The organism is Neisseria sp. HMSC065C04, assembly GCF_001815375.1.
Classification (GTDB): domain Bacteria; phylum Pseudomonadota; class Gammaproteobacteria; order Burkholderiales; family Neisseriaceae; genus Neisseria; species Neisseria flavescens_D.
Map to the genome: position 1 here is coordinate 117,754 of NZ_KV820419.1, position 20,011 is coordinate 137,764.

14 protein-coding genes and 1 pseudogene are annotated in these 20,011 nt (G+C 44.0%); 13 read left to right on the top strand and 2 right to left on the bottom strand.

What is annotated here, in order from left to right; genetic code table 11:
* Nucleotides 1-40: 40 nt before the first annotated feature.
* From HMPREF3022_RS07325 to HMPREF3022_RS07335, 3 genes are all read left to right on the top strand, one after another.
* Complete coding sequence (locus tag HMPREF3022_RS07325; RefSeq protein ID WP_049331484.1) at nucleotides 41-661, top strand: trimeric intracellular cation channel family protein; 621 nt, start codon at nucleotides 41-43, stop codon at nucleotides 659-661.
* Between the two features lie 100 nt (nucleotides 662-761).
* Nucleotides 762-2,192: an Asp-tRNA(Asn)/Glu-tRNA(Gln) amidotransferase subunit GatB gene (gene gatB, locus HMPREF3022_RS07330; RefSeq protein ID WP_003685244.1), complete on the top strand. Its 1,431-nt coding sequence runs from the start codon at nucleotides 762-764 to the stop codon at nucleotides 2,190-2,192.
* Between the two features lie 81 nt (nucleotides 2,193-2,273).
* Nucleotides 2,274-3,278, top strand: a complete 1,005-nt coding sequence (locus HMPREF3022_RS07335; RefSeq protein ID WP_049331486.1) for a 2Fe-2S iron-sulfur cluster-binding protein — start codon at nucleotides 2,274-2,276, stop codon at nucleotides 3,276-3,278.
* Nucleotides 3,279-3,518: 240 nt separating this feature from the next.
* On the opposite strand, the gene HMPREF3022_RS07340 is transcribed toward HMPREF3022_RS07335, so the two are convergent.
* Nucleotides 3,519-5,627: a LysM peptidoglycan-binding domain-containing protein gene (locus HMPREF3022_RS07340; RefSeq protein WP_049331489.1), complete on the bottom strand. Its 2,109-nt coding sequence runs from the start codon at nucleotides 5,625-5,627 to the stop codon at nucleotides 3,519-3,521.
* A gap of 156 nt (nucleotides 5,628-5,783) precedes the next feature.
* Between HMPREF3022_RS07340 and HMPREF3022_RS07345 the strand changes: the two are divergent.
* From HMPREF3022_RS07345 to HMPREF3022_RS07365, 5 genes and pseudogenes are all read left to right on the top strand, one after another.
* Nucleotides 5,784-6,444 (top strand): annotated as a pseudogene (locus HMPREF3022_RS07345) (methyltransferase domain-containing protein).
* A 43-nt stretch (nucleotides 6,445-6,487) separates the two neighbouring features.
* Complete coding sequence (gene mutM / locus HMPREF3022_RS07350; protein WP_049331551.1) at nucleotides 6,488-7,315, top strand: bifunctional DNA-formamidopyrimidine glycosylase/DNA-(apurinic or apyrimidinic site) lyase; 828 nt, start codon at nucleotides 6,488-6,490, stop codon at nucleotides 7,313-7,315.
* A gap of 64 nt (nucleotides 7,316-7,379) precedes the next feature.
* Entirely contained in the window at nucleotides 7,380-8,165 is a 786-nt protein-coding gene (locus HMPREF3022_RS07355) for a 1-acylglycerol-3-phosphate O-acyltransferase (RefSeq protein ID WP_049331490.1), read from the top strand.
* Nucleotides 8,166-8,354: 189 nt separating this feature from the next.
* Nucleotides 8,355-9,092 carry a redoxin family protein gene (locus tag HMPREF3022_RS07360; RefSeq protein WP_004520136.1) on the top strand — a complete coding sequence of 246 codons (738 nt, stop codon included), beginning with the start codon at nucleotides 8,355-8,357 and terminating at the stop codon, nucleotides 9,090-9,092.
* Between the two features lie 253 nt (nucleotides 9,093-9,345).
* Entirely contained in the window at nucleotides 9,346-10,752 is a 1,407-nt protein-coding gene (locus HMPREF3022_RS07365) for a dihydrolipoyl dehydrogenase (protein ID WP_049331494.1), read from the top strand.
* A gap of 79 nt (nucleotides 10,753-10,831) precedes the next feature.
* On the opposite strand, the gene HMPREF3022_RS07370 is transcribed toward HMPREF3022_RS07365, so the two are convergent.
* Complete coding sequence (locus HMPREF3022_RS07370; RefSeq protein WP_049331496.1) at nucleotides 10,832-11,962, bottom strand: PilT/PilU family type 4a pilus ATPase; 1,131 nt, start codon at nucleotides 11,960-11,962, stop codon at nucleotides 10,832-10,834.
* A 207-nt stretch (nucleotides 11,963-12,169) separates the two neighbouring features.
* Here HMPREF3022_RS07370 and HMPREF3022_RS07375 point away from each other — a divergent pair, with 207 nt between their 5' ends.
* The 5 genes from HMPREF3022_RS07375 to HMPREF3022_RS07395 all read left to right on the top strand — a co-directional run bounded on the left by HMPREF3022_RS07375 (nucleotide 12,170) and on the right by HMPREF3022_RS07395 (nucleotide 19,901).
* Nucleotides 12,170-12,871, top strand: a complete 702-nt coding sequence (locus tag HMPREF3022_RS07375; RefSeq protein WP_049331498.1) for a 5'-methylthioadenosine/adenosylhomocysteine nucleosidase — start codon at nucleotides 12,170-12,172, stop codon at nucleotides 12,869-12,871.
* Nucleotides 12,872-13,003: 132 nt separating this feature from the next.
* Complete coding sequence (lepA, locus tag HMPREF3022_RS07380; protein ID WP_049331501.1) at nucleotides 13,004-14,797, top strand: translation elongation factor 4; 1,794 nt, start codon at nucleotides 13,004-13,006, stop codon at nucleotides 14,795-14,797.
* The gene (lepB, locus tag HMPREF3022_RS07385) at nucleotides 14,797-15,816 is read left to right on the top strand and encodes a signal peptidase I (RefSeq protein ID WP_049331503.1); all 1,020 of its coding nucleotides are present in this window, start codon (nucleotides 14,797-14,799) and stop codon (nucleotides 15,814-15,816) included. Before lepA ends, lepB begins: the two co-directional genes overlap by 1 nt.
* A 327-nt stretch (nucleotides 15,817-16,143) precedes the next feature.
* Nucleotides 16,144-18,306: a hypothetical protein gene (locus HMPREF3022_RS11910; protein WP_283119063.1), complete on the top strand. Its 2,163-nt coding sequence runs from the start codon at nucleotides 16,144-16,146 to the stop codon at nucleotides 18,304-18,306.
* A 131-nt stretch (nucleotides 18,307-18,437) separates the two neighbouring features.
* Nucleotides 18,438-19,901 carry a surface lipoprotein assembly modifier gene (locus HMPREF3022_RS07395; protein ID WP_049331507.1) on the top strand — a complete coding sequence of 488 codons (1,464 nt, stop codon included), beginning with the start codon at nucleotides 18,438-18,440 and terminating at the stop codon, nucleotides 19,899-19,901.
* Nucleotides 19,902-20,011: the final 110 nt, after the last annotated feature.

Genomic DNA, 20,011 nt, shown 5'->3' on the forward strand with positions numbered 1-20,011 from the left:
AATGTATTGAGGTGCTGCATATTGTAGATATTTAAAAATCATGACAGCCACCGACTTCATTCAAATCATTGGGACAGCCGCGTTTGCCATTTCCGGCTATTTGGTCGGTTACAACAAGCGGTTGGATGTACTCGGTGTCGTCATTACTGCGTTACTGACGGCTGTCGGCGGCGGCATGATACGCGATGGCTTGGTCGGCCGGATTCCGCAGGTGTTTTTGCAAACCGATGCGCTGATAGTCGTGTTTGCCACGCTTGCCATTGCATGGTTGATAAGGGTGCAACGTTATCGCAGCACCTATTTGGCCGCTGCTTTTATTATTGCCGATGCCATCGGTTTGGCAGCGTTCAGCATTACCGGCGCACAAATCGGTATGGCTTTGCAGCTCAATCTGTTTGGCGTTATTTCTTTGGCTTTTGTGACTGCCGTTGGCGGCGGGATTGCGCGCGATATTTTGGTCAATGATGTGCCGATGATTTTGCGCACCGACCTTTACGGCAGCGTGGCTATTTTGATTGGCGGACTGATTTATCTGTTCGGGCATTTGGGCTGGATTAATATTTTTACGTTAAACCTGCTCTTTGCCGGCGGATTGTTGTTTCGCCTGACTGCATACCGTTTCCATTGGCAACTGCCTGGTTTCCAACGCCGCAGGAAATAAACTTATCTTACAGACGGCCTGTTATGGTTTTTTATTCAGGCCGCCTGAAAAACGAATCACTCATTTAACCGATTAACTTTTTTTCGACAGAAAGACCCTTATGACTTGGGAAACCGTAATCGGACTGGAAATCCACGTCCAACTCAACACCCAATCCAAAATCTTCAGCGGCGCATCCACTGCATTCGGTGCCGAGCCGAATGCCCACGCCAGCGTGGTTGAGTGTGCGTTGCCGGGCGTATTGCCGGTAATGAACCGCGAAGTCGTCGAAAAAGCCATCAAACTCGGTTTGGCTTTGGATGCGAAAATCAATCAGAAAAACGTGTTCGACCGTAAAAACTATTTTTATCCTGATTTGCCAAAAGGTTATCAAATCAGCCAGTTGGATTTGCCGATTGTTGAGCATGGCAAATTGGAAATCGTAGTGGGCGACGAGGTCAAAACCATCAATGTTACCCGTGCGCACATGGAAGAAGATGCGGGTAAATCCGTGCATGAGGGTTTGAACGGTGCAACCGGTATCGACTTGAACCGTGCCGGTACGCCTTTATTGGAAGTTGTCTCCGAGCCTGAAATGCGTTCCGCAGCCGAAGCCGTGGCATACGCTAAAGCATTGCACGGTTTGGTAACTTGGCTGGATATTTGCGACGGCAATATGGCGGAAGGCTCGTTCCGCGTCGATGCCAACGTTTCCGTACGTCCCAAAGGTCAGGCGGAGTTCGGTACGCGTCGAGAAATCAAAAACCTCAATTCTTTCCGCTTCTTGGAGCAAGCCATCAATTATGAAGTGGAAGCGCAAATCGAAATTTTGGAAGACGGCGGTAAAGTACAGCAGGCAACCATGCTGTTTGACCCTGAAAAAGGCGAAACCCGTGTGATGCGTTTGAAAGAAGATGCGCACGATTACCGCTATTTCCCAGATCCGGATTTGCTGCCGGTCATTATTTCAGACGGCCAGTTGCAAAAAGCCAAAGAGCAAATGCCTGAATTGCCGCATGAAATGGCGGCGCGTTTTGTTGCCGATTACGGTGTGTCTGACTATGATGCGCGCCTGTTGACTGCCAGCCGCGCCCAAGCTGCCTATTTTGAAGAAGCGGCCAAAGCCTGCGGCCAAGGTAAATTGACAGCAAACTGGATGAACGGCGAGCTTGCCGCCACCTTGAACAAAGAAGGCTTGGAATTGGCTGAAAGCCCTATTACAGCTCCACGCCTTGCCGAGTTGGTTGCCAAAGTTGCGGACGGAACATTGAGCAGCAAACTGGCGAAAAAAGCTTTTGAAGCGATGTGGGCCGAGCCTGAAGCAGGTATTGCAGAAATCATCGAAAAACATGGTTTGCAACAAATTACCGACACTGGCGCAATTGAAGCGATGGTGGACGAAGTGTTGGCAAACAATGCGAAAGCCATTGAGCAATTCCGTTCCGGCAATGAAAAAGCCCTAAATGCGATTGTCGGTCAAGTGATGAAAGCAAGTAAAGGCAAGGCCAATCCGGCTCAGGTTCAAGAGCTAATTAAAGCTAAATTAGCTTGATAGATAGGACAGGCCGTCTGAAGAATAGGTCTTATTTTTCAGGCGGCCTTTATTTTTGATTCTAAAATTATTCTAAATACCATGACACATACTATTACCTTATCAGATGAAATCACATTTACGGCAAACGAGGATGAAACCGTTCTTGCCGCTGCAACCCGTCAGAATTTAAATTTGCCCCATTCTTGTAAAAGCGGTGCTTGCGGGCAGTGTAAGGCCGAGTTGATTAGTGGCGAATTTGAAATGGGCAAGCATATTGATAAAGCCATCAGTGAAGAAGAAAAAGCACAGGGCAAAGTGTTATTGTGTTGTACCACTGCGAAGAGCGACCTCAAAATAAATGTGCCAGGTTTTAATCAAAATGCTTTGCCGGTACGCACATTGCCGGCACGTATTGAAAACATTGAAATCAAACACGATGTTGCTTTGCTCAAACTGGCTTTGCCTAAAGCGCCGCCATTTGCATTTTATGCCGGGCAATATATTGATTTGCTGCTTCCCGGCAATATCAGCCGTAGCTATTCAATCGCCAATTCGCCTGATCAAGAAGGCATTTTGGAACTGCATATCCGCAAACGTGAAAACGGCGTATGCTCAGAAATGATTTTTGGTGCCGAGCCTAAAATCAAAGAAAAAGGCATTGTCCGCGTTAAAGGGCCATTAGGTACATTCACTTTGCAACAGGACAGCAATAAACCGATTGTTTTGTTGGCAACGGGTACAGGTTACGCACCTATCCGCAGCATCTTGCTTGATTTGATTCATCAGAATAGCGAACGTCAGGTTCATTTTTACTGGGGAGCACGTCAGCAGGAGGATTTGTACGCATTGGAAGAAGCAGAAGCATTAATAGACCGTCTGAAAAATGCGAAATTCTCGCCTGTTCTTTCTAAGCCTGATTCCGATTGGAAAGGGGAGAATGGGTACGTGCAAAATGTTGCCGCACAAAATTATCCTGATTTGAGCCAATACGAAGTTTATGCTTGTGGGTCACCAGCTATGACCGAGAGTGCGCAAAGTTTGCTGACTCAAAATTGCGCTTTACCGGAAGATGCCTTCTTCTGTGATGCTTTTTCACCGGCATAGGAATATATTTTACGGAATTCATATGTTTGGATAAGGGTATTTAGCATAGGGTTTGACGACAATTCGTTTGAAGAAGAGAGTGTGTTTTTGCACACTCTTTTTTTATACAGTAATTTTCAAAAAATATTTTTATCTTTAAGTAAAGACTATTCTGTTTGTTATCAAACATTAACTTGATTATCTATCATCAAGAAAAAGGCCGTCTGAATCTTTCAGACGGCCTTTGTTTTAAAGATAATATTAGCTACCAATCAGTTTCAAACGTTGACCGGGAGATACGGTACGGGTATTGCGGTTCCAACGGCGGATATCGTTAATATCAACATTGAAACGGCTGGCGATGGTGTTCAGGGTATCGCCTTTACGTACAGTGTAGGAAACGTTTTGAACCGGGTTGCTGCGGACTTTTGCCGGAGTAGCTGTAACACGGAGGATTTGGCCTTTTCTGATATTGTTGCCTTTGATGTTGTTGGCAATAATCAAATCAGCTACGCTCAAGTTGTAACGTTTGGAGATATTAAACAACGTATCACCATCTTCCACACGGTGTGTGCCTGCTGCAAGTGCTGCAGTTTGTGTGTTTTGTTGGCCATTTACACGGGCAAGACGCGCATTGATGCGTTGTTGTTGTTTAGCGGTATTGGCTGCGATACGTGCTGTACGAGCGCTTTCGGCAGTCACAACAGTTTGAACTTGTTTGGCTTCAGAAGTCGCTTCAGCAACAGTCGCTGCAGGTTCCTCCGCAGGTTGGCTTTGTACCAAAGCCATCAGGTCATCATGCTCTTCTTGAACCGGAGCAACAGCAACAGATTCAACTGCTGGAGTAGGGGCTACATCGTTTGCGGCAACAGTCGGTACAGTCAGGTCGGCAGGGATAGCTGCTTTAGGTGTTTCAGCAACATTTGTAGCAGCAGGCTCAGTAACAGTATGGGTCATGGCTGCAACAGGGGTGGCTACATCCATATTTGCAACTTGAGGCTGCGCCTTGGTTTCTGTTACCGCTACGGAAGTAACGTTTTCAGCTTTGCTACGTGCAATAAAGTCAACCGGTTTGCTGGACTGTGGAACAACAGGTGTAACAATATTGGTCACGGTATTTTGAGCGACTTTAACCGGTTCTGCTACGTTGGAAGCAATAATCGGAGACATAGCCGGCATATTGGATTGGTAAGTATCCGGCGTATTGTCTTTGTCGATAAAGTTAATAATATCTTGGCTTTGGGTTGCTGAGTTTTTAGCTACCAAAATGCTGCGGCCTTCAGAAATGGCGCTACCACTCAGGCCGTTGAGGCGTTTGAGTTCGGCTACGCTCATACCGGTATCGTTGGCGATGGCATTAAGTTTTTTGTTGCCCAAAGAAGTATAAATATCCCAAGACATCAGGGTATCTGGATTGGCATTGCGGTAGTTCTTTTCAAATGCGGAAACCGCAGAAACCGGTAACAACAGGCGACGGTTATTTTTAGGGATGAATACCGGGGCATTGAAACCTGGGTTGAGTGCCAACAGTTCGCTTTCGCTGATGTTTGCAAAACGAGCGATTGTGCTGTTATCAATAGGTTTGTCGATGCTGACAGATTTGAAATACGGCTGATTGCTGATTTCGCTGATATTCATACCGAAGGTTTGCGGATTGGCAACGATATTGCGGACGGCCAAAAGTTTGGGAACGTAGTTGCGTGTTTCGTTCGGCATACGCAGGTTTTCGTATGTCGGCTCCAAACCTTGCGCACGGGCGCGGTTTACGGCGCGGCCGACGTTACCTTCGCCCCAGTTGTAAGCGGCAAGGGCCAAAGACCAGTCGCCGAACATGCCGTGCAGGTATTGCAGATAGTTCAGTGCGGCATCGGTAGCGGCGTAAATATCGTGGCGGCCGTCATACAAAGGTGTTTTTTCCAAACCGAAGTGGCGGCCGGTAGCCGGCATAAATTGCCACAGGCCGGATGCGCCGACGTGTGATTTGGCTTTGGTTACGAATGCGCTTTCAATGAAAGGCAGCAAAGCGATTTCAGCGGGCATATTGCGTTTTTTAACTTCATTAGCAATATGGTACATATAAGGTTTGCTGCGAGAGATGGTGCGGTCGAAATATGCACTGTTTGCAGCAAATTTGTTTTCATGGCGGCGAACCAGTTCTGTGTTGACTTCGTTGATGCGGAAGTCTTTACGCAACGATGCCCATAAGCTACCGGAGCCGAAGGTTTGTGCTTTGGCTTGGTCGAGCAGGGCGGAGTTGAGGCGCATCATGGCCATGCCGACTTGGTTGGGCGTAGCGTTTTGCGCATAGGCTGTGGCGGAAACCGCCGACAGGCTTGAAACGGTCAGAGCGATGGTTTTTAGTTTTGCCATAGTAAATAAAGTTATCAAATATATAATAAAATTTCGTCTTTTTGATAGTATCGTTTCAGCATTTAAACGTCAAGTCGAGCAGGGAATTTGCTTGTGTGATGTGGTCGTGGTGTTAAAATTCTGTCACACAAGTCGGGATGCATAGGGGAGCCTTTAATGGAAGTTTTTTTTATGCAAACGCCAATGGGGCAATATCTTGCTCAAAAAGAGGCGGATTTTTTCAGACGGCATTTGCAGTATTTGAATAGGCAGGTGGCGGTTCAATTGGGCGGTGTATGGCAGAGGCCGTCTGAAAATATGATTGTAGTGCCTCGCGATGTGCGGATGGATGCTGAAATGTTGGCATTTGAAACGCATTCCGTGGATGTGTTATTGATGCCACATCTTTTGGAAGTTTCATCTGCAGATTTGGTGTTGCAAGAGGCGTTTAGGATATTAAAACCTGAAGGCAGGTTGATTTTGACGGGGTTCAACCCTAAATCTTTGTGGGGATTGAGCTCGTGGTTTGATGGTAAAAGACTGCCTATGAAATCTCAATGCTTGGCTCTGGCTGAGTTGAAACGAAAAACTGCCGCTATTGGTTTTGAAATGGAATATGGGCAGTTTATGGATTATCTGCCAGCGGTAAATTCGTCATCTGCTTTGAAGTTTTGGCAGTTTATGGAAAAGGTAGGGGATAGGTGGTGGCCGCAATGTGCAGCGGTTTATGGTGTGGTTTTAACGAAACATTTGATTGGTGTTCATCCTTTGCCTGAATTGGAATCTGCATTTTGATGGCAATACGGTTGCTTTAAGTACGGCACGTTTGGCCGAATAGTTTTCAGACGGCCTATATATAATGACGAATTTGGAGAATGATGATGCCTGAATTACCAGAGGTGGAAACGACTTTACGCGGAATTGCGCCGCATATTGATGGCAAAAAGATAGAAAAAGTCATTATTCGCCAGTTTAAATTGAGATGGCCTATTCATCCGAACTTGGCGCAAATTTTGGCCGGGCGCAAAGTTTTGGCATGTAACCGGCGTGCGAAGTATTTGATTATTACTTTTGAAACGGGTATTTTACTTATTCATTTGGGTATGTCTGGCAGTTTGCGGATTTTTACCTCCGATGATGAACGTATCGCTACGCCGGATAAACACGATCATTTGGATTTTGTATTTGATGACGGTACCGTATTGCGTTATCACGATCCGCGTAAATTTGGTGCGGTGTTGTGGTATGAGGGTATTGCCGAACATCATCCGCTTTTAGAAAAGCTGGGGCCGGAGCCGCTCTCGGAGGCGTTTGATGCAAATTATCTGTATCAGAAATTGAAAACGCAGAAGCGTGCGGTCAAATTAGCGCTGATGGATAATGCGGTGGTGGTTGGCGTCGGCAATATTTATGCGAATGAAAGTCTGTTTAAGGCAGGTATTTCGCCATTGCGTCCGGCGAATAAGCTGAGTAAGAAAGAATGCGCATTATTGGTGGAAACCATTAAAGCGGTTCTGCTGAGGGCAATTGAAACGGGCGGCAGTACGCTGCGAGACTTCGTTAATAGCGATGGAAAAAGCGGCTACTTTCAGCAAGAATATACGGTCTATGGCCGTCATAACGAGCCTTGCGTTCAGTGTGACGGGTTGATTTTTAAAGAAACTTTGGGGCAGCGTGGAACATTTTATTGTCCAAATTGCCAGAAATAGTTTCAGACGGCCTTAAATGTCAAAGGCCGTCTGAAAATAATGAATACAATACAGAAGAAATTTTATGTCTAAACAAAAAGCTCCTTTTTTTAAACGACTGGGCAGACTTTGCCGTTTGGCAGCTTGGTTATTCAGAACCGGTCGGGATTTGCGTGCCATCGATGGCAACAATGCAGAGGAACGCAATCACGCTGTTGTTGTTTTGGGAAAGGGTGCGTTGGATGCTTTGGATATCGAATTGGAAATCGGCGTACCGCCTCAAGGAAATGTGAGTGGTACTTTGGTGGTAGCCAATCATGTATCTTGGTTGGATATTTTTGCCATGAGTGCCGTTTATCCGAGCAGTTTTATTGCGAAACAGGAAATCAGCAGTTGGCCGGTTTTGGGGAAAATGGGTAAAAATGCCGGCACGGTGTTTATCAACCGCAATTCCCGCCGAGATATCGAGCCGATTAACCAGGCGATTTGTGCGGCATTGAAAGCAGGGCAGAATGTAAGTTTTTTCCCTGAGGCGCGCACTTCTTCCGGCTTGGGTATTTTGCCGTTTAAAGCAGCCCTGTTTCAATCGGCTATTGATGCGAAAGCACCGATTCAGGCGATAACCTTACGCTATTATGATGGCGAAGGACAACGGACGGATTTGCCATCCTATGCGGAGGTAAACCTGTTTCAATCTTTATGGCGTATTGTTTCGATGAAGAAAATCCGTATCCGTTTGGATTTCTCGCCTCAATACAAACCGACAGATATGCCTGATAAAGACCGCTATGCTTTGAAGGATATTGCGGAAACAGCCATCGGCGAAATTGTGGCTTCGGATTCTTCCGTTCAGCCCTTACCTAAAAAATAATTTCAGTCAGGCACTTGTTTTATTCCAGATAGCCTTCATTTAGAAGAACAGCTGTTTTCGGTTTAATTGAATTGATAGTTTGATGTAATTAATATTATTTGAACTATAAATTATACAAATCGATAGGCCTGCATTAAAATGCAAGCATTGATTCATTTCTCTAACCCGAATTTTTAAAGGAGCTTAAAAATGGCTTTGCAAGATCGTACCGGTCAAAAAGTACCTTCCGTAGTATTCCACACTCGCGTTGGCGACACTTGGAAAGATGTTTCTACTGATGATTTGTTCAAAGGCAAAAAAGTAGTCGTGTTCTCTCTGCCTGGCGCATTTACTCCAACTTGCTCTTCTTCTCACCTGCCACGCTACAACGAATTGTTTGGTGCGTTCAAAGAAAACGGTGTTGACGCAATCTACTGCGTATCTGTAAACGACACTTTCGTAATGAACGCTTGGGCTGCTGAAGAAGAAGCCGACAACATCTACATGATCCCTGATGGCAACGGTGAATTCACTGAAGGCATGGGCATGTTGGTTGACAAAGAAGACTTGGGCTTCGGTAAACGCTCTTGGCGTTACTCCATGCTGGTTAACGACGGCGTGGTTGAAAAAATGTTTATCGAACCTGAAGAACCAGGCGATCCTTTCAAAGTGTCTGACGCTGACACTATGTTGAAATACATTGCTCCTGACTGGAAAGCTCAAGAGTCTGTTGCCATCTTCACCAAACCTGGCTGCCAATTCTGTGCTAAAGCTAAAAAAGCTCTGCAAGACAAAGGCTTGTCTTACGAAGAAATCGTATTGGGCAAAGATGCAACTGTTACTTCCGTACGCGCTATTACCGGCAAGATGACTGCTCCTCAAGTATTCATCGGCGGCAAATATATCGGCGGCAGCGAAGACTTGGAAGCTTACTTGGCTAAAAACTAATTGCCTGTATGCTTGAGACGGCTTGAAAAGGCCGTCTGAAAGACCCAAATATAGAGTTATTCAGACGACGTTTACAAATCGGCGTTCTGAATAACTCTATATTTACAAGTAGAATTTGAGATTATTGTTTTAAATCGATATTTAGGTATTGGCTATTAATTTTTAAATTTTGATAGTTTATGAAGTTTAGGCCGTCTGAAAACGGATAACCTGATGGCAATATCGGTTTGGATATAGACAGTAAGGATAAAATATGAAAAAAATTCAAGCAGATGTGGTAGTACTGGGTGGCGGTACAGCCGGTATGGGCGCATTTCGCAATGCCCGACTTCATACAGACAATGTTTACCTGATTGAAAACAATGTATTCGGAACAACTTGTGCGCGTGTCGGCTGCATGCCGTCCAAATTGCTGATTGCGGCTGCGGAGGCGCGCCATCATGCTCTGCATACCGATCCGTTTGGCGTGCATTTGGATAAAGACAGCGTAACGGTAAATGGCGAAGAAGTCATGCACCGCGTGAAGTCCGAACGCGACCGTTTTGTCGGTTTTGTAGTTAGCGATGTAGAAGAGTGGCCTGCCGACAAGCGCATTATGGGTACGGCAAAATTTGTTGACGAACACACCGTCCAAATCGATGATCACACTCAAATCACTGCAAAAAGTTTTGTGATTGCTACCGGTTCGCGCCCTGTGATTTTTCCTCAGTGGGAAGTTTTGGGCGATCGCTTGATTGTGAACGATGATGTTTTCTCTTGGGATACCCTGCCTAAGAGTGTGGCCGTATTCGGTCCTGGCGTAATCGGCTTAGAGTTGGGCCAGGCTTTGCACCGTTTGGGCGTAAAAGTTGAAATTTTTGGCGTAGCAGGCGCGATTGGCGGTATTTCTGACCCTGTTGTCGCTGAAGAAGCCAAAACCGTTTTTGGTGAAGAATTGACTTTGCATTTGGATGCCAAAACCGAAGTTAAATTGGATGCAGAGGGCAATGTTGAAGTTCATTGGGAACAAGATGGCGAAAAAGGTGTGTTCCATGCTGAATATGCTTTGGCTGCCGCCGGTCGCCGTCCGAATGTGGACAATATCGGTTTGGAAAACCTGAATATCGAAAAAGATGCACGTGGCGTGCCTGTTGCCGATCCGCTGACCATGCAAACCAGCATTCCGCATATCTTTATCGCCGGCGATGCGTCCAATCAATTGCCTCTGCTGCATGAAGCTTCCGATCAAGGCAAAATTGCCGGTCACAATGCCGCTATTTTCCCGAATATTGAGGGCGGTTTGCGCCGTAGCGTAATCGGCGTGGTATTTACCAGTCCGCAAATTGCCACTATCGGCTTGAAATACGCGCAAGTTGCAGCGAAATATCAACCTGACGAGTTTGTAATCGGCGAAGTCTCCTTCCGAAACCAAGGCCGCAGCCGCGTTATGTTGGTAAACAAAGGCCATATGCGTTTGTATGCTGAGAAAGCGACCGGCCGTTTCATTGGTGCGGAAGTTGTCGGCCCTGCTGCCGAACATTTGGCACACTTGATGGCTTGGGCACATCAAATGAAGATGACGATTCCGCAAATGCTGGATATGCCGTTCTACCATCCGGTTATCGAGGAAGGTTTGCGCACTGCATTGCGTGATGCCGATGCAAAATTGAAACAGGCTTGATTATTTGATGGAATAAAGGCCGTCTGAAACTCGTAGTAAGGTTTCAGACGGCCTTTTCTATGCTTTGAAGCTTTTACTTTTAAATCAATTCTAAATCTGGACCGGCATTTTGCGCACGACGGCTTCGTAATTGAATGTCTAAGCGCAAGTCATGGGCGGAGTCGGCATTTTTAATAGCGTCTTGATAGCTGATATCGCCGTTTTCATACAAATCATATAATGCTTGGTCAAAAGTAATCATGCCCATGCCAGTTGATTTTTTCATCATCTCTTTGATGTTGTGGACTTCGCCTTTTCGAATCAAGTCGGCAATAATGGGCGAATTGAGCAAAACCTCGACAGCCGCTACGCGTCCCCGTCCGCCTTCACGGGGAATCAGGCGTTGCGAAATAAAGGCTTGCAGGTTGAGCGATAAATCGGTTAGCAACTGGTTACGGCGCTCTTCGGGGAAGAAGTTGATGATGCGGTCCAGCGCTTGGTTGGTACTGTTGGCGTGCAGTGTCGCCATACACAAATGGCCGGTTTCCGCGAAGGAAATGGCGTAGTCCATGGTCTCGCGGTCTCGGATTTCACCAATCAGGATAACATCCGGCGCTTGGCGCAGGGTATTTTTCAATGCAATCGGCCAATTTTCTGTATCTACACCGATTTCACGTTGGGTGATGATGCAGTTTTTGTGTTGGTGGATAAACTCAATCGGGTCTTCGATGGTAATAATGTGGTCGAAGCTGTTTTCGTTTCGATAGTCGATAAGGGAGGCGAGGGAAGTGGACTTGCCCGAACCTGTACCGCCGACAAAAATAACCAAACCGCGTTTTCTGAGGGCGATGTCTTTTAGAATCGGTGGCAGATTGAGCGTTTCAAATTTAGGGATATTGCTGGTAATGGAGCGGAATACCAAAGCTGTTGCTCCGCGTTGAACCATGGCATTGACACGGAAGCGGCTGGTATCGGGCAGGCTGATGGCAAAGTTGCATTCGTTGGTGGATGAAAATTCTTCGATTTGTTTGGAAGACATAATCGAAAAAGCGATTTCCATACATTTTTCAGCACTTAGCGGCTCATCGCTCAGTCGCGTGATTTTGCCGTCCACTTTCATGGCAGGCGGGAAATTGGTGGTAATGAAAAGGTCGGATCCTTTGTATTTGTTCATATGGCGTAGCCAAGTGAACAACTCTTCTTTTGCGCCCGGAGTATTTTCGTCAAACATAAGAATTTAGGTATTTAAAATAGAGTTATTTTATTGAGAATAATTATAACAGAAGCAATCATTATTTGCTGTTTTGCCAGCTAGAGCGGTAATCTGTTTTAAATTGAGTGTCGTGCTGGGAATATAGCAGATTTTTCAGTATCCCTGTGATTTTAAATTCTGCTGTTATAATGTTGTCCGATTAGTGAATGGAAAGGTGGTAACGAGATGTCAGTACAAACAATTGCCGTGGTCGGCGCAATGGAACAGGAAATCGAGCTTTTGCGTGAAAGCATGGTCAATGTCAAGCATGTGTCCTTCGGTAAATTCTCGGCATATGAAGGCGAATTGGCCGGAAAACGCATGATATTGGTTTTGAGTGGTATCGGTAAGGTTAATGCAGCGGTTTCGACTTCTTGGGTTATTCATCAGTTTGCACCGGATTGTGTCATCAATACCGGCAGTGCAGGCGGTTTGGGCAAGGGTCTGAAGGTCGGCGATGTGGTCATCGGCGAAACTGTGGCGCATCATGATGTTGACGTAACGGCTTTTGGTTATGTTTGGGGGCAAGTACCGCAACTTCCTGCCGTGTTCGCATCGGATTCAAACTTGATTCGCCAAGCAGAAAAGGCAGCGCAAGTGTTTGAAGGTGCAGCCGTAACGCAAGGCCTGATTGTCAGTGGCGATTGTTTTGTGCACAGCAGCGAAGGTGTCGCGGAAATTTGTAGTCATTTTCCTGACGTAAAAGCAGTTGAAATGGAAGCTGCGGCGATTGCGCAAACCTGTCACCAGTTGGAAGTGCCGTTTGTGATTATTCGCGCCGTATCCGATTCGGCAGATGAGAAAGCGGACATCAGCTTTGAAGAGTTTTTGAAAACGGCTGCCGTCAGCTCGGCGAAGATGGTAACCGAGATTGTCAAATCGCTATAAAATCATGCAGAAACGTTGAATTTCCGTTAGAATACGGAACGATTCAACCTTATTCTAAGGCCGTCTGAAAACCGAATCCCTGTTTTTTCAGACGGCCTTTCAGCCTTTAATTGCATTTATCTTAATAACAATATGAAAAACATACGGAATTTCTCCATTATTGCCCACATCGACCACGGTAAATCGACGCTTGCCGACCGTTTTATCCAATACTGCGGCGGTTTGGATTTGCGCGAAATGAGTACGCAGGTGCTCGATTCCATGGACATTGAAAAAGAACGCGGCATTACCATTAAAGCGCAAACCGCCGCGCTCAACTATAAAGCACGCGACGGGCAGGTGTATCAGCTCAATCTGATTGATACTCCGGGACACGTCGACTTCTCTTATGAAGTATCCCGTTCGCTGTCGGCTTGCGAAGGCGCGCTTTTGGTGGTCGATGCGTCTCAAGGTGTAGAAGCGCAAACCGTGGCGAACTGCTATACCGCGATTGATTTGGGCGTGGAAGTTGTGCCTGTTTTGAATAAAATCGACTTGCCTGCCGCAGAACCTGAACGCGTGGAGCAGGAAATTGAAGACATCATCGGCATTGATGCCATTGGTGCGGTGCAATGTTCTGCAAAAAGCGGTATTGGCGTGGAAGACGTTTTGGAAGAAATCGTTGCCAAAATCCCTGCGCCGACCGGCGATGAAAATGCGCCGTTGCAAGCGGTTATTGTCGATTCGTGGTTTGACAACTACGTCGGCGTGGTCATGCTGATTCGTGTGAAAAACGGTACCATCAAGCTGAAAGACAAAGTACGCTTTATGAGCACCAAGGCGGAAACTCAGGTTGAGCAGCTGGGCGTATTCACACCGAAATCAGTTCAAAAACAAGAACTCAAAGCCGGCGAAGTGGGCTTTTTGATTACCGGCGTGAAAGAATTGGGTCAGGCGAAAGTCGGCGATACGGTGACTTTGGTTGCCAACCCCGCTTCTGAGCCGCTGCCCGGCTTCCAAGAAGTACAAAGCCAAGTATTTGCAGGCCTTTATCCCGTGGAAAGCCACGACTACGAAGCTCTACGCGATGCTTTGGAAAAATTGCAGCTTAACGATGCTTCGTTGAAATTTGAGCCTGAGGTTTCCCAAGCATTGGGCTTCGGCTTCCGTTGCGGCTTCTTGGGCCTGTTGCACTTGGAAATCGTTCAGGAACGTTTGGAGCGCGAGTTCGACATGGACTTGATTACCACCGCGCCGACGGTAGTTTACGAAGTCGTGTTGAAAAGCGGCGAGAAAATCGAAGTTGAAAACCCTTCCAAACTGCCCGACATCGGCAGCATCGAAACCATTCTCGAACCGATTATTACCGCGACCATCCTCGTGCCGCAGGAGTATGTCGGCAACGTCATGACTTTGTGTAACCAAAAGCGCGGCGTGCAGGTCAATATGCAGTACATGGGCCGTCAAGTCATGCTGACTTACGATTTGCCGATGAACGAAGTCGTGATGGACTTTTTCGACAAACTCAAATCCACTTCGCGTGGTTATGCTTCGTTGGACTACCATTTCAAAGAGTTCCAACCGTCTGATTTGATTAAGCTCGACATTATGGTCAACGGCGAAAAAGTCGATGCATTGAGCCTGATTGTGCACCGTCAAAGCGCCGTTCACCGCGGTCGAGAGCTGGCATCAAAAATGCGCGAACTGATTCCGCGCCAAATGTTCGACATCGCCGTCCAAGCCGCCATCGGCAGCCAGATTATCGCCCGTGAGAACGTCAAAGCCCTGCGTAAAAACGTTTTGGCGAAATGTTACGGCGGCGATATTACGCGTAAGAAAAAACTTCTTGAAAAACAAAAAGCAGGTAAGCGCCGCATGAAACAAGTGGGCAATGTGGAAATCCCGCAAAGCGCGTTCTTGGCGATTCTGCAAGTGAGTGATAAATAATGAGTATAAATCTGACTTTAGGCGCAATCGTTGTACTACTGGCCAGCTTGGTCCTCAACTTCAAAAGCAGCAAAGAGCGTCAGGAAAACGGCGAATGGAGCTCCGGCCTGCAATGGAGTTATCTCTTGTGCATGGTCGGCGTATTCGGCATTTTGTCCGAATTTATGAGCTTTACCGCCGTATTGCTGGTGTTTGTCGTGTTCACCGGTATTGTTTGGGCAATCCATAAAGGCCGTCTGAAAAAAAGCGAGACCGGCGAAGACAATGCGCATTTTACCGACTACATGGGCGGCTTTTTCCCCATCATCTTGGTTATCTTTGTGTTGCGCAGCTTTATTGCCGAACCGTTCCAAATTCCGTCCAGCTCCATGCGTCCGGGCTTGGTCAAAGGCGATTTTATCTTGGTGAACAAATTTTCTTACGGTATCCGCCTGCCGATTTTGAATAAGGTCATTATCCCTGTCGGCAAAATTGCCCGAGGAGATGTCGTGGTGTTCAATTACCCACTTCAGCCTGAGATGAATTACATCAAACGTATCGTCGGTATTCCGGGCGACGTTGTGGAATACCGTGATAAGGTTTTGACTGTTAACGGTGAAATTATTTCCGAAAAACCAAACGGTAATTATCAATACGCAGATGATACCGATCCGTCTATGATTCATACGCTTGAGCGTTTTCAGACGGCCTTGAACGGCAAAAACTTTGATGTGGTCAAAGAAGCCGGTCAGCCTTCCGTATCTATTGCCGTATTGAACAAATATACTTCCGAAGTAATGCCTGAAAGCAATTACTCGCTTGAAACAAGCGGTTTGGAAAATTGCGAATACGCAGAAGACGGCAATGGCTTTATCTGTAAAGTTCCTGAAGGTCGTTATTTCGCAATGGGCGACAACCGCGACAACAGTGCCGACTCCCGTTATTGGGGATTTGTCGATGACAAACTGATTGTCGGTAAAGCCTTCTTTGTTTGGATGAACTTTGGTGAACTCAGTCGTATCGGTACCAGCATCCAATAAGCAATAAACAGATTAAAAGGCCACCTGAAATTTTTCAGACGGCCTTTTTTATGGCAATTTAAAATTTGTGTCTTAGATGAATATTAAATTTAATATTAAAAAAGGCTTGAAATATTATTAACTCAAGAGATGGTTAGGAATATGATAATCATAAATTAGCCAGAAAGAGTAAATTTTCAAAAATTAACAAATATTAATTAAGTAAAGCTGTTTGTATTCGTTTATACTATTACAATAGTATAAGTATTGTTTATATTCGGTTTTTCAATTAGCAAATAATCTAGTTGTTTTAAGTAAAGTTACTTTCAGTTAATGAGGATTATATTTATGTTTACTCAGAAGAAATCACCTATTACTCATTTTGTATTAACAGGCATATGTGCGGCAGTTTTAGCTGCATGTGCTAGCTCGAATGGAGAACCGGGTTCACCGACAAGTCCATCTGTGGCACCTAATGATATTAGTAATAATACCAACAAAGGTAATTCCAATAAGGAAAATACAAATAAACCCAATACCGGTAAGGACAACGCCGGTAAGGACAACGCAACCAAACCCACTACCGGTAAAGATAACTCCGGGAAAGACAATGCAACCAAGCCGAATACCGCCGGCAAGGATAATGTAAACAAGCCCACTACCGGTAAGGATAACACCGGTAAGGATAATGCAACTAAACCCACTACCGGTAAGGATAACGCCGGTCAGGACAATGCAAACAAACCTAATACCGGTAAAGATAACGCGGGCAAGGACAATGCAACCAAGCCCAATACCGGTAAAGATAACACCGGCAAGGACAATGCAAACAAGCCTAATACCGGTAAAGATAATTTAGCTCAAGTTAATGAGCAAATTTCTAAAAATATTCAGAATAAATTAGTAACTCTTCGATTGAGTGATGTAGTAAAAACAGAAGAATTTAGTCAAGCTGAAGTAGATACAGGTTTTATTGCAAATAACTTTGCTGCAAACCCATTGTTGGAGAAAGCTTCCGAGAATACTTTTGTTTATGATAGTGCACATATTATCGAAACTTCTGGGGGGATTGGCAAATATAAACTTTTACGTCCCCAAACGGTTATATTGGGAGGTGTGGCAACACGTTATAAAGTAAATAAAATCGATGGATATATTAAGAGAGAGTATGGTTATGAGGAATTTGATACACCATTAAATTCAAAAAATTTAATTGGTGTAGATAAGCGTAATGCAAATGGTATTTTAATTAAACAGGGTAGTAGCGTTAATATCTTAGACCAAGCAGCCAGTAAATTCGAGTTGGATAGTGTAGGGGGTAGCCGTTATACACAATGGTTTAATAATTTTGAAACTAATGCAGATAATAAAACTTCTTTAGATAAAGGGCGCCGTGTATTAGCTGACGTAGAATATAAGTTAGATGATAAGGGTAATCCGATATGGAACATATCTACAAAACCTAGTAAGGGTTATCAATATGCACATTCTTTGAATAATTATTTTGATAATAATCCGGATGACGAATTATATGTTAATCAAAATGGTGAATATGCATATCGCTTTACTTTGAATAAAACTACTACATTTAAAGTTAGCTCGGAAGCAGCAAAAGTAAATCCAGAGCGCGCAGATGCGCTTAAAGCTTTGGGTTGGGTTGCGGATAAACAATATACTTACCCTGCTGGTAGCTATTTTCTTGTAACACAAAAAGATGGTAGGTTGAAGATTGTAGCTGATAAAGGGCAAATGACCGAAGTGTCATTATATTCAATTCATACCGGTATTGATAATAATAAGGCATTAGGCGCATTTCAAAATAAACGTGTAATTGCAGAAATGTTTAGTGCATTGCACTATGGAAAGGTAAATGAAGTTCGTGCGATTTATACTTATGATGTTGGACAAGCCAATGGTTTTAACCAACAATATCTCTCATTAACTGCATGGCGTTATAAAAATGGCGATGGTACTTATGGGGTTAATACTCCGTTTAACATCGGCATTTTTGACCGAGTTATTACTGAGAATGGTATGGTTGCCAATGTCTATGATATGAAGACTAAAAAAGGATTATCTGCTAAATATACAGGTGTTGCTTATTCTAGCAGAGACGGTAAACAAGACGGCGTGATGAATATGACTGCGCAGTTCCATGAACCAAACATGGCTTACAATACTGTTTTAAGTAATAATGTTACCTTTAATGGAGCGATTACCAATCGTCGCTTAGATGACAAACGTAATGTATATTTCGCTAGTGGTAATGTAAAAACAGAAAGTGGAATGCCTTCTGCAACTGCAGGTCAAAAAGTCTCTCTAGTGGGAAGCAAACAACTTGCTAACGATATCACTGTTTGGATGAAAGGACAAAATCCAGGTGAAAATAAAGTGATTTATGGTAAAGGTGACATACGTTTTGCTGGCCCAAATGCTGAAGAAGTGGGTGGTGTGTTAAAAATTACGACCAGCCATGGTGAAAATAATATTGGTTTTATTGGCAAGCGTTAATACGCTGATTAAACAATAAGCAGCAGGAGCTTAGCATCTGCTGCTTATTGTTTTTAAGATGAAAAATACCAATAGATAAAATTTTAATTCAACTATTATTACTTAAATTTTTAATTTTAAGAAATAGATTTATGAAGTCTTATTCATTCATTTTTATACTGGGAACGTTAGTTCCTTCAATGGCTTCTGCTGAAATTATGACGAATCCTGAAACTGTAGCTGATCGACAGGTAGAAAAAATTCAGGAGATGGCTATTCCTAAAGTATCAGAGCAAGGTAAATTATTTTCAGACAATGACGGTACTTCTCTAGAAGAGTCTAGCCAAACGTTGACATTAGATGATTTATCCAAGCAACCAGAGTTGACAGAGCCATTATTAAATCAGGCTTTACAAATGCGAAATTATGTTTCAGCAGCGCAGCTCTTGCCTATATATCGCAAATGGAGCGGGCACGATCCTATTTTATTAGCTTATGCACAAGGCGCAATTTGGCGATCTGAAGGAAAATATAAAAAGGCTATCAAACTTTATCGTTCTATTCTTGCTCAAAATTCTGATCTTGTTACTGTCCGTTTAGATTTAGCTGCTATGCTTTATGAGGATAGACAGACTCGCAATGCGAAACATGAATTTAATGTGGCCAAGGAGCAGGGGCTTCCTGAAGATGTACTTCCGACTATCGCACTTTATGAAGATGCTATGAAGAAAAAGAAATGGCAAATTTCAGGTAGTCTAAGTTATATCCAAGACAGCAATATCAATAATGTTTCAACAGAACGTGAAATTCATCTTCCTCAATTTGGTAATTTAGCATTTGAAAAGAATCCTGACTATTTGCCGCAAAAAGGACATGGGTTTAATTATTCGTTATCTATTAATCGTGATGATAATATCAAAGATAACCATTACTTAGCTATGTCGGGTGATATAGATGGTGTGACTTATTGGGATAATCATGCTTATGATGATCAAGTAGTAAGAATAAGCCTGGGTTATAAAAATAAAAGTTTTAAAACAGATGGCTATGTTATGCCATTTTTAGAAAAACGTCGTTATGGAAATCATCCTTATTACACACGTGCAGGCGTGGATTTAGGTATTTCAAATTGGATAACGCCAAATTTACGTTTGTCTGCCAACAGTACAATAGCAAAAAAAGATTATGCATATACTGAACGACGAGGGAAAGATTATCAAATCGGAGTAGGTGCTACTTACCTTTTAAACAATGATACTTATTTTTTAGGTGGTTTAAACTATGCTCGTGATAAAGTAAAACATTATGCTGGTAGTAGCTCTAAACGTATAGGTGGGTATATTGGTTGGGGGCAGACTTGGGGTAAAGACCTGAATAGCAGACTTATAATCAATCACTATCACGAACGTTTTGATGGAAAGCATTATATTTTTACTGATCGTCATCGCAAAGATAATGTAACTATTACTAATTTAAGTATTTGGCACAATAAATTAAGCGTGATGGGTGTTACTCCAAGGTTGAATTGGCGATATATAAAAAATAACAGTAATATTGGTGAGCTTAATAGTTATTCTAAAAATCGTGTATTCATAGATTTTGAAAAAACATTTTAAAAAATCATTTAATGGATTCATATAACTTAAACTAATTCGGTTAAATTTGATTTGAGTCTAAGTATTTCATTATACCAAAAAGGCCGTCTGAAATTTTTCAGACGGCCTTT

Coding starts and splice junctions, on each gene's coding strand:
- gatB (WP_003685244.1), top strand. CDS start 762: ATGACTTGGGAAACCGTAATCGGACTGGAAATCCACGTCCAACTCAAC.
- mutM (WP_049331551.1), top strand. CDS start 6,488: ATGCCTGAATTACCAGAGGTGGAAACGACTTTACGCGGAATTGCGCCG.
- HMPREF3022_RS07340 (WP_049331489.1), bottom strand. CDS start 5,627: ATGGCAAAACTAAAAACCATCGCTCTGACCGTTTCAAGCCTGTCGGCG.
- HMPREF3022_RS07365 (WP_049331494.1), top strand. CDS start 9,346: ATGAAAAAAATTCAAGCAGATGTGGTAGTACTGGGTGGCGGTACAGCC.
- lepB (WP_049331503.1), top strand. CDS start 14,797: ATGAGTATAAATCTGACTTTAGGCGCAATCGTTGTACTACTGGCCAGC.
- HMPREF3022_RS07355 (WP_049331490.1), top strand. CDS start 7,380: ATGTCTAAACAAAAAGCTCCTTTTTTTAAACGACTGGGCAGACTTTGC.
- HMPREF3022_RS07375 (WP_049331498.1), top strand. CDS start 12,170: ATGTCAGTACAAACAATTGCCGTGGTCGGCGCAATGGAACAGGAAATC.
- HMPREF3022_RS07370 (WP_049331496.1), bottom strand. CDS start 11,962: ATGTTTGACGAAAATACTCCGGGCGCAAAAGAAGAGTTGTTCACTTGG.
- HMPREF3022_RS07335 (WP_049331486.1), top strand. CDS start 2,274: ATGACACATACTATTACCTTATCAGATGAAATCACATTTACGGCAAAC.
- HMPREF3022_RS07395 (WP_049331507.1), top strand. CDS start 18,438: ATGAAGTCTTATTCATTCATTTTTATACTGGGAACGTTAGTTCCTTCA.
- HMPREF3022_RS07360 (WP_004520136.1), top strand. CDS start 8,355: ATGGCTTTGCAAGATCGTACCGGTCAAAAAGTACCTTCCGTAGTATTC.
- lepA (WP_049331501.1), top strand. CDS start 13,004: ATGAAAAACATACGGAATTTCTCCATTATTGCCCACATCGACCACGGT.
- HMPREF3022_RS11910 (WP_283119063.1), top strand. CDS start 16,144: ATGTTTACTCAGAAGAAATCACCTATTACTCATTTTGTATTAACAGGC.
- HMPREF3022_RS07325 (WP_049331484.1), top strand. CDS start 41: ATGACAGCCACCGACTTCATTCAAATCATTGGGACAGCCGCGTTTGCC.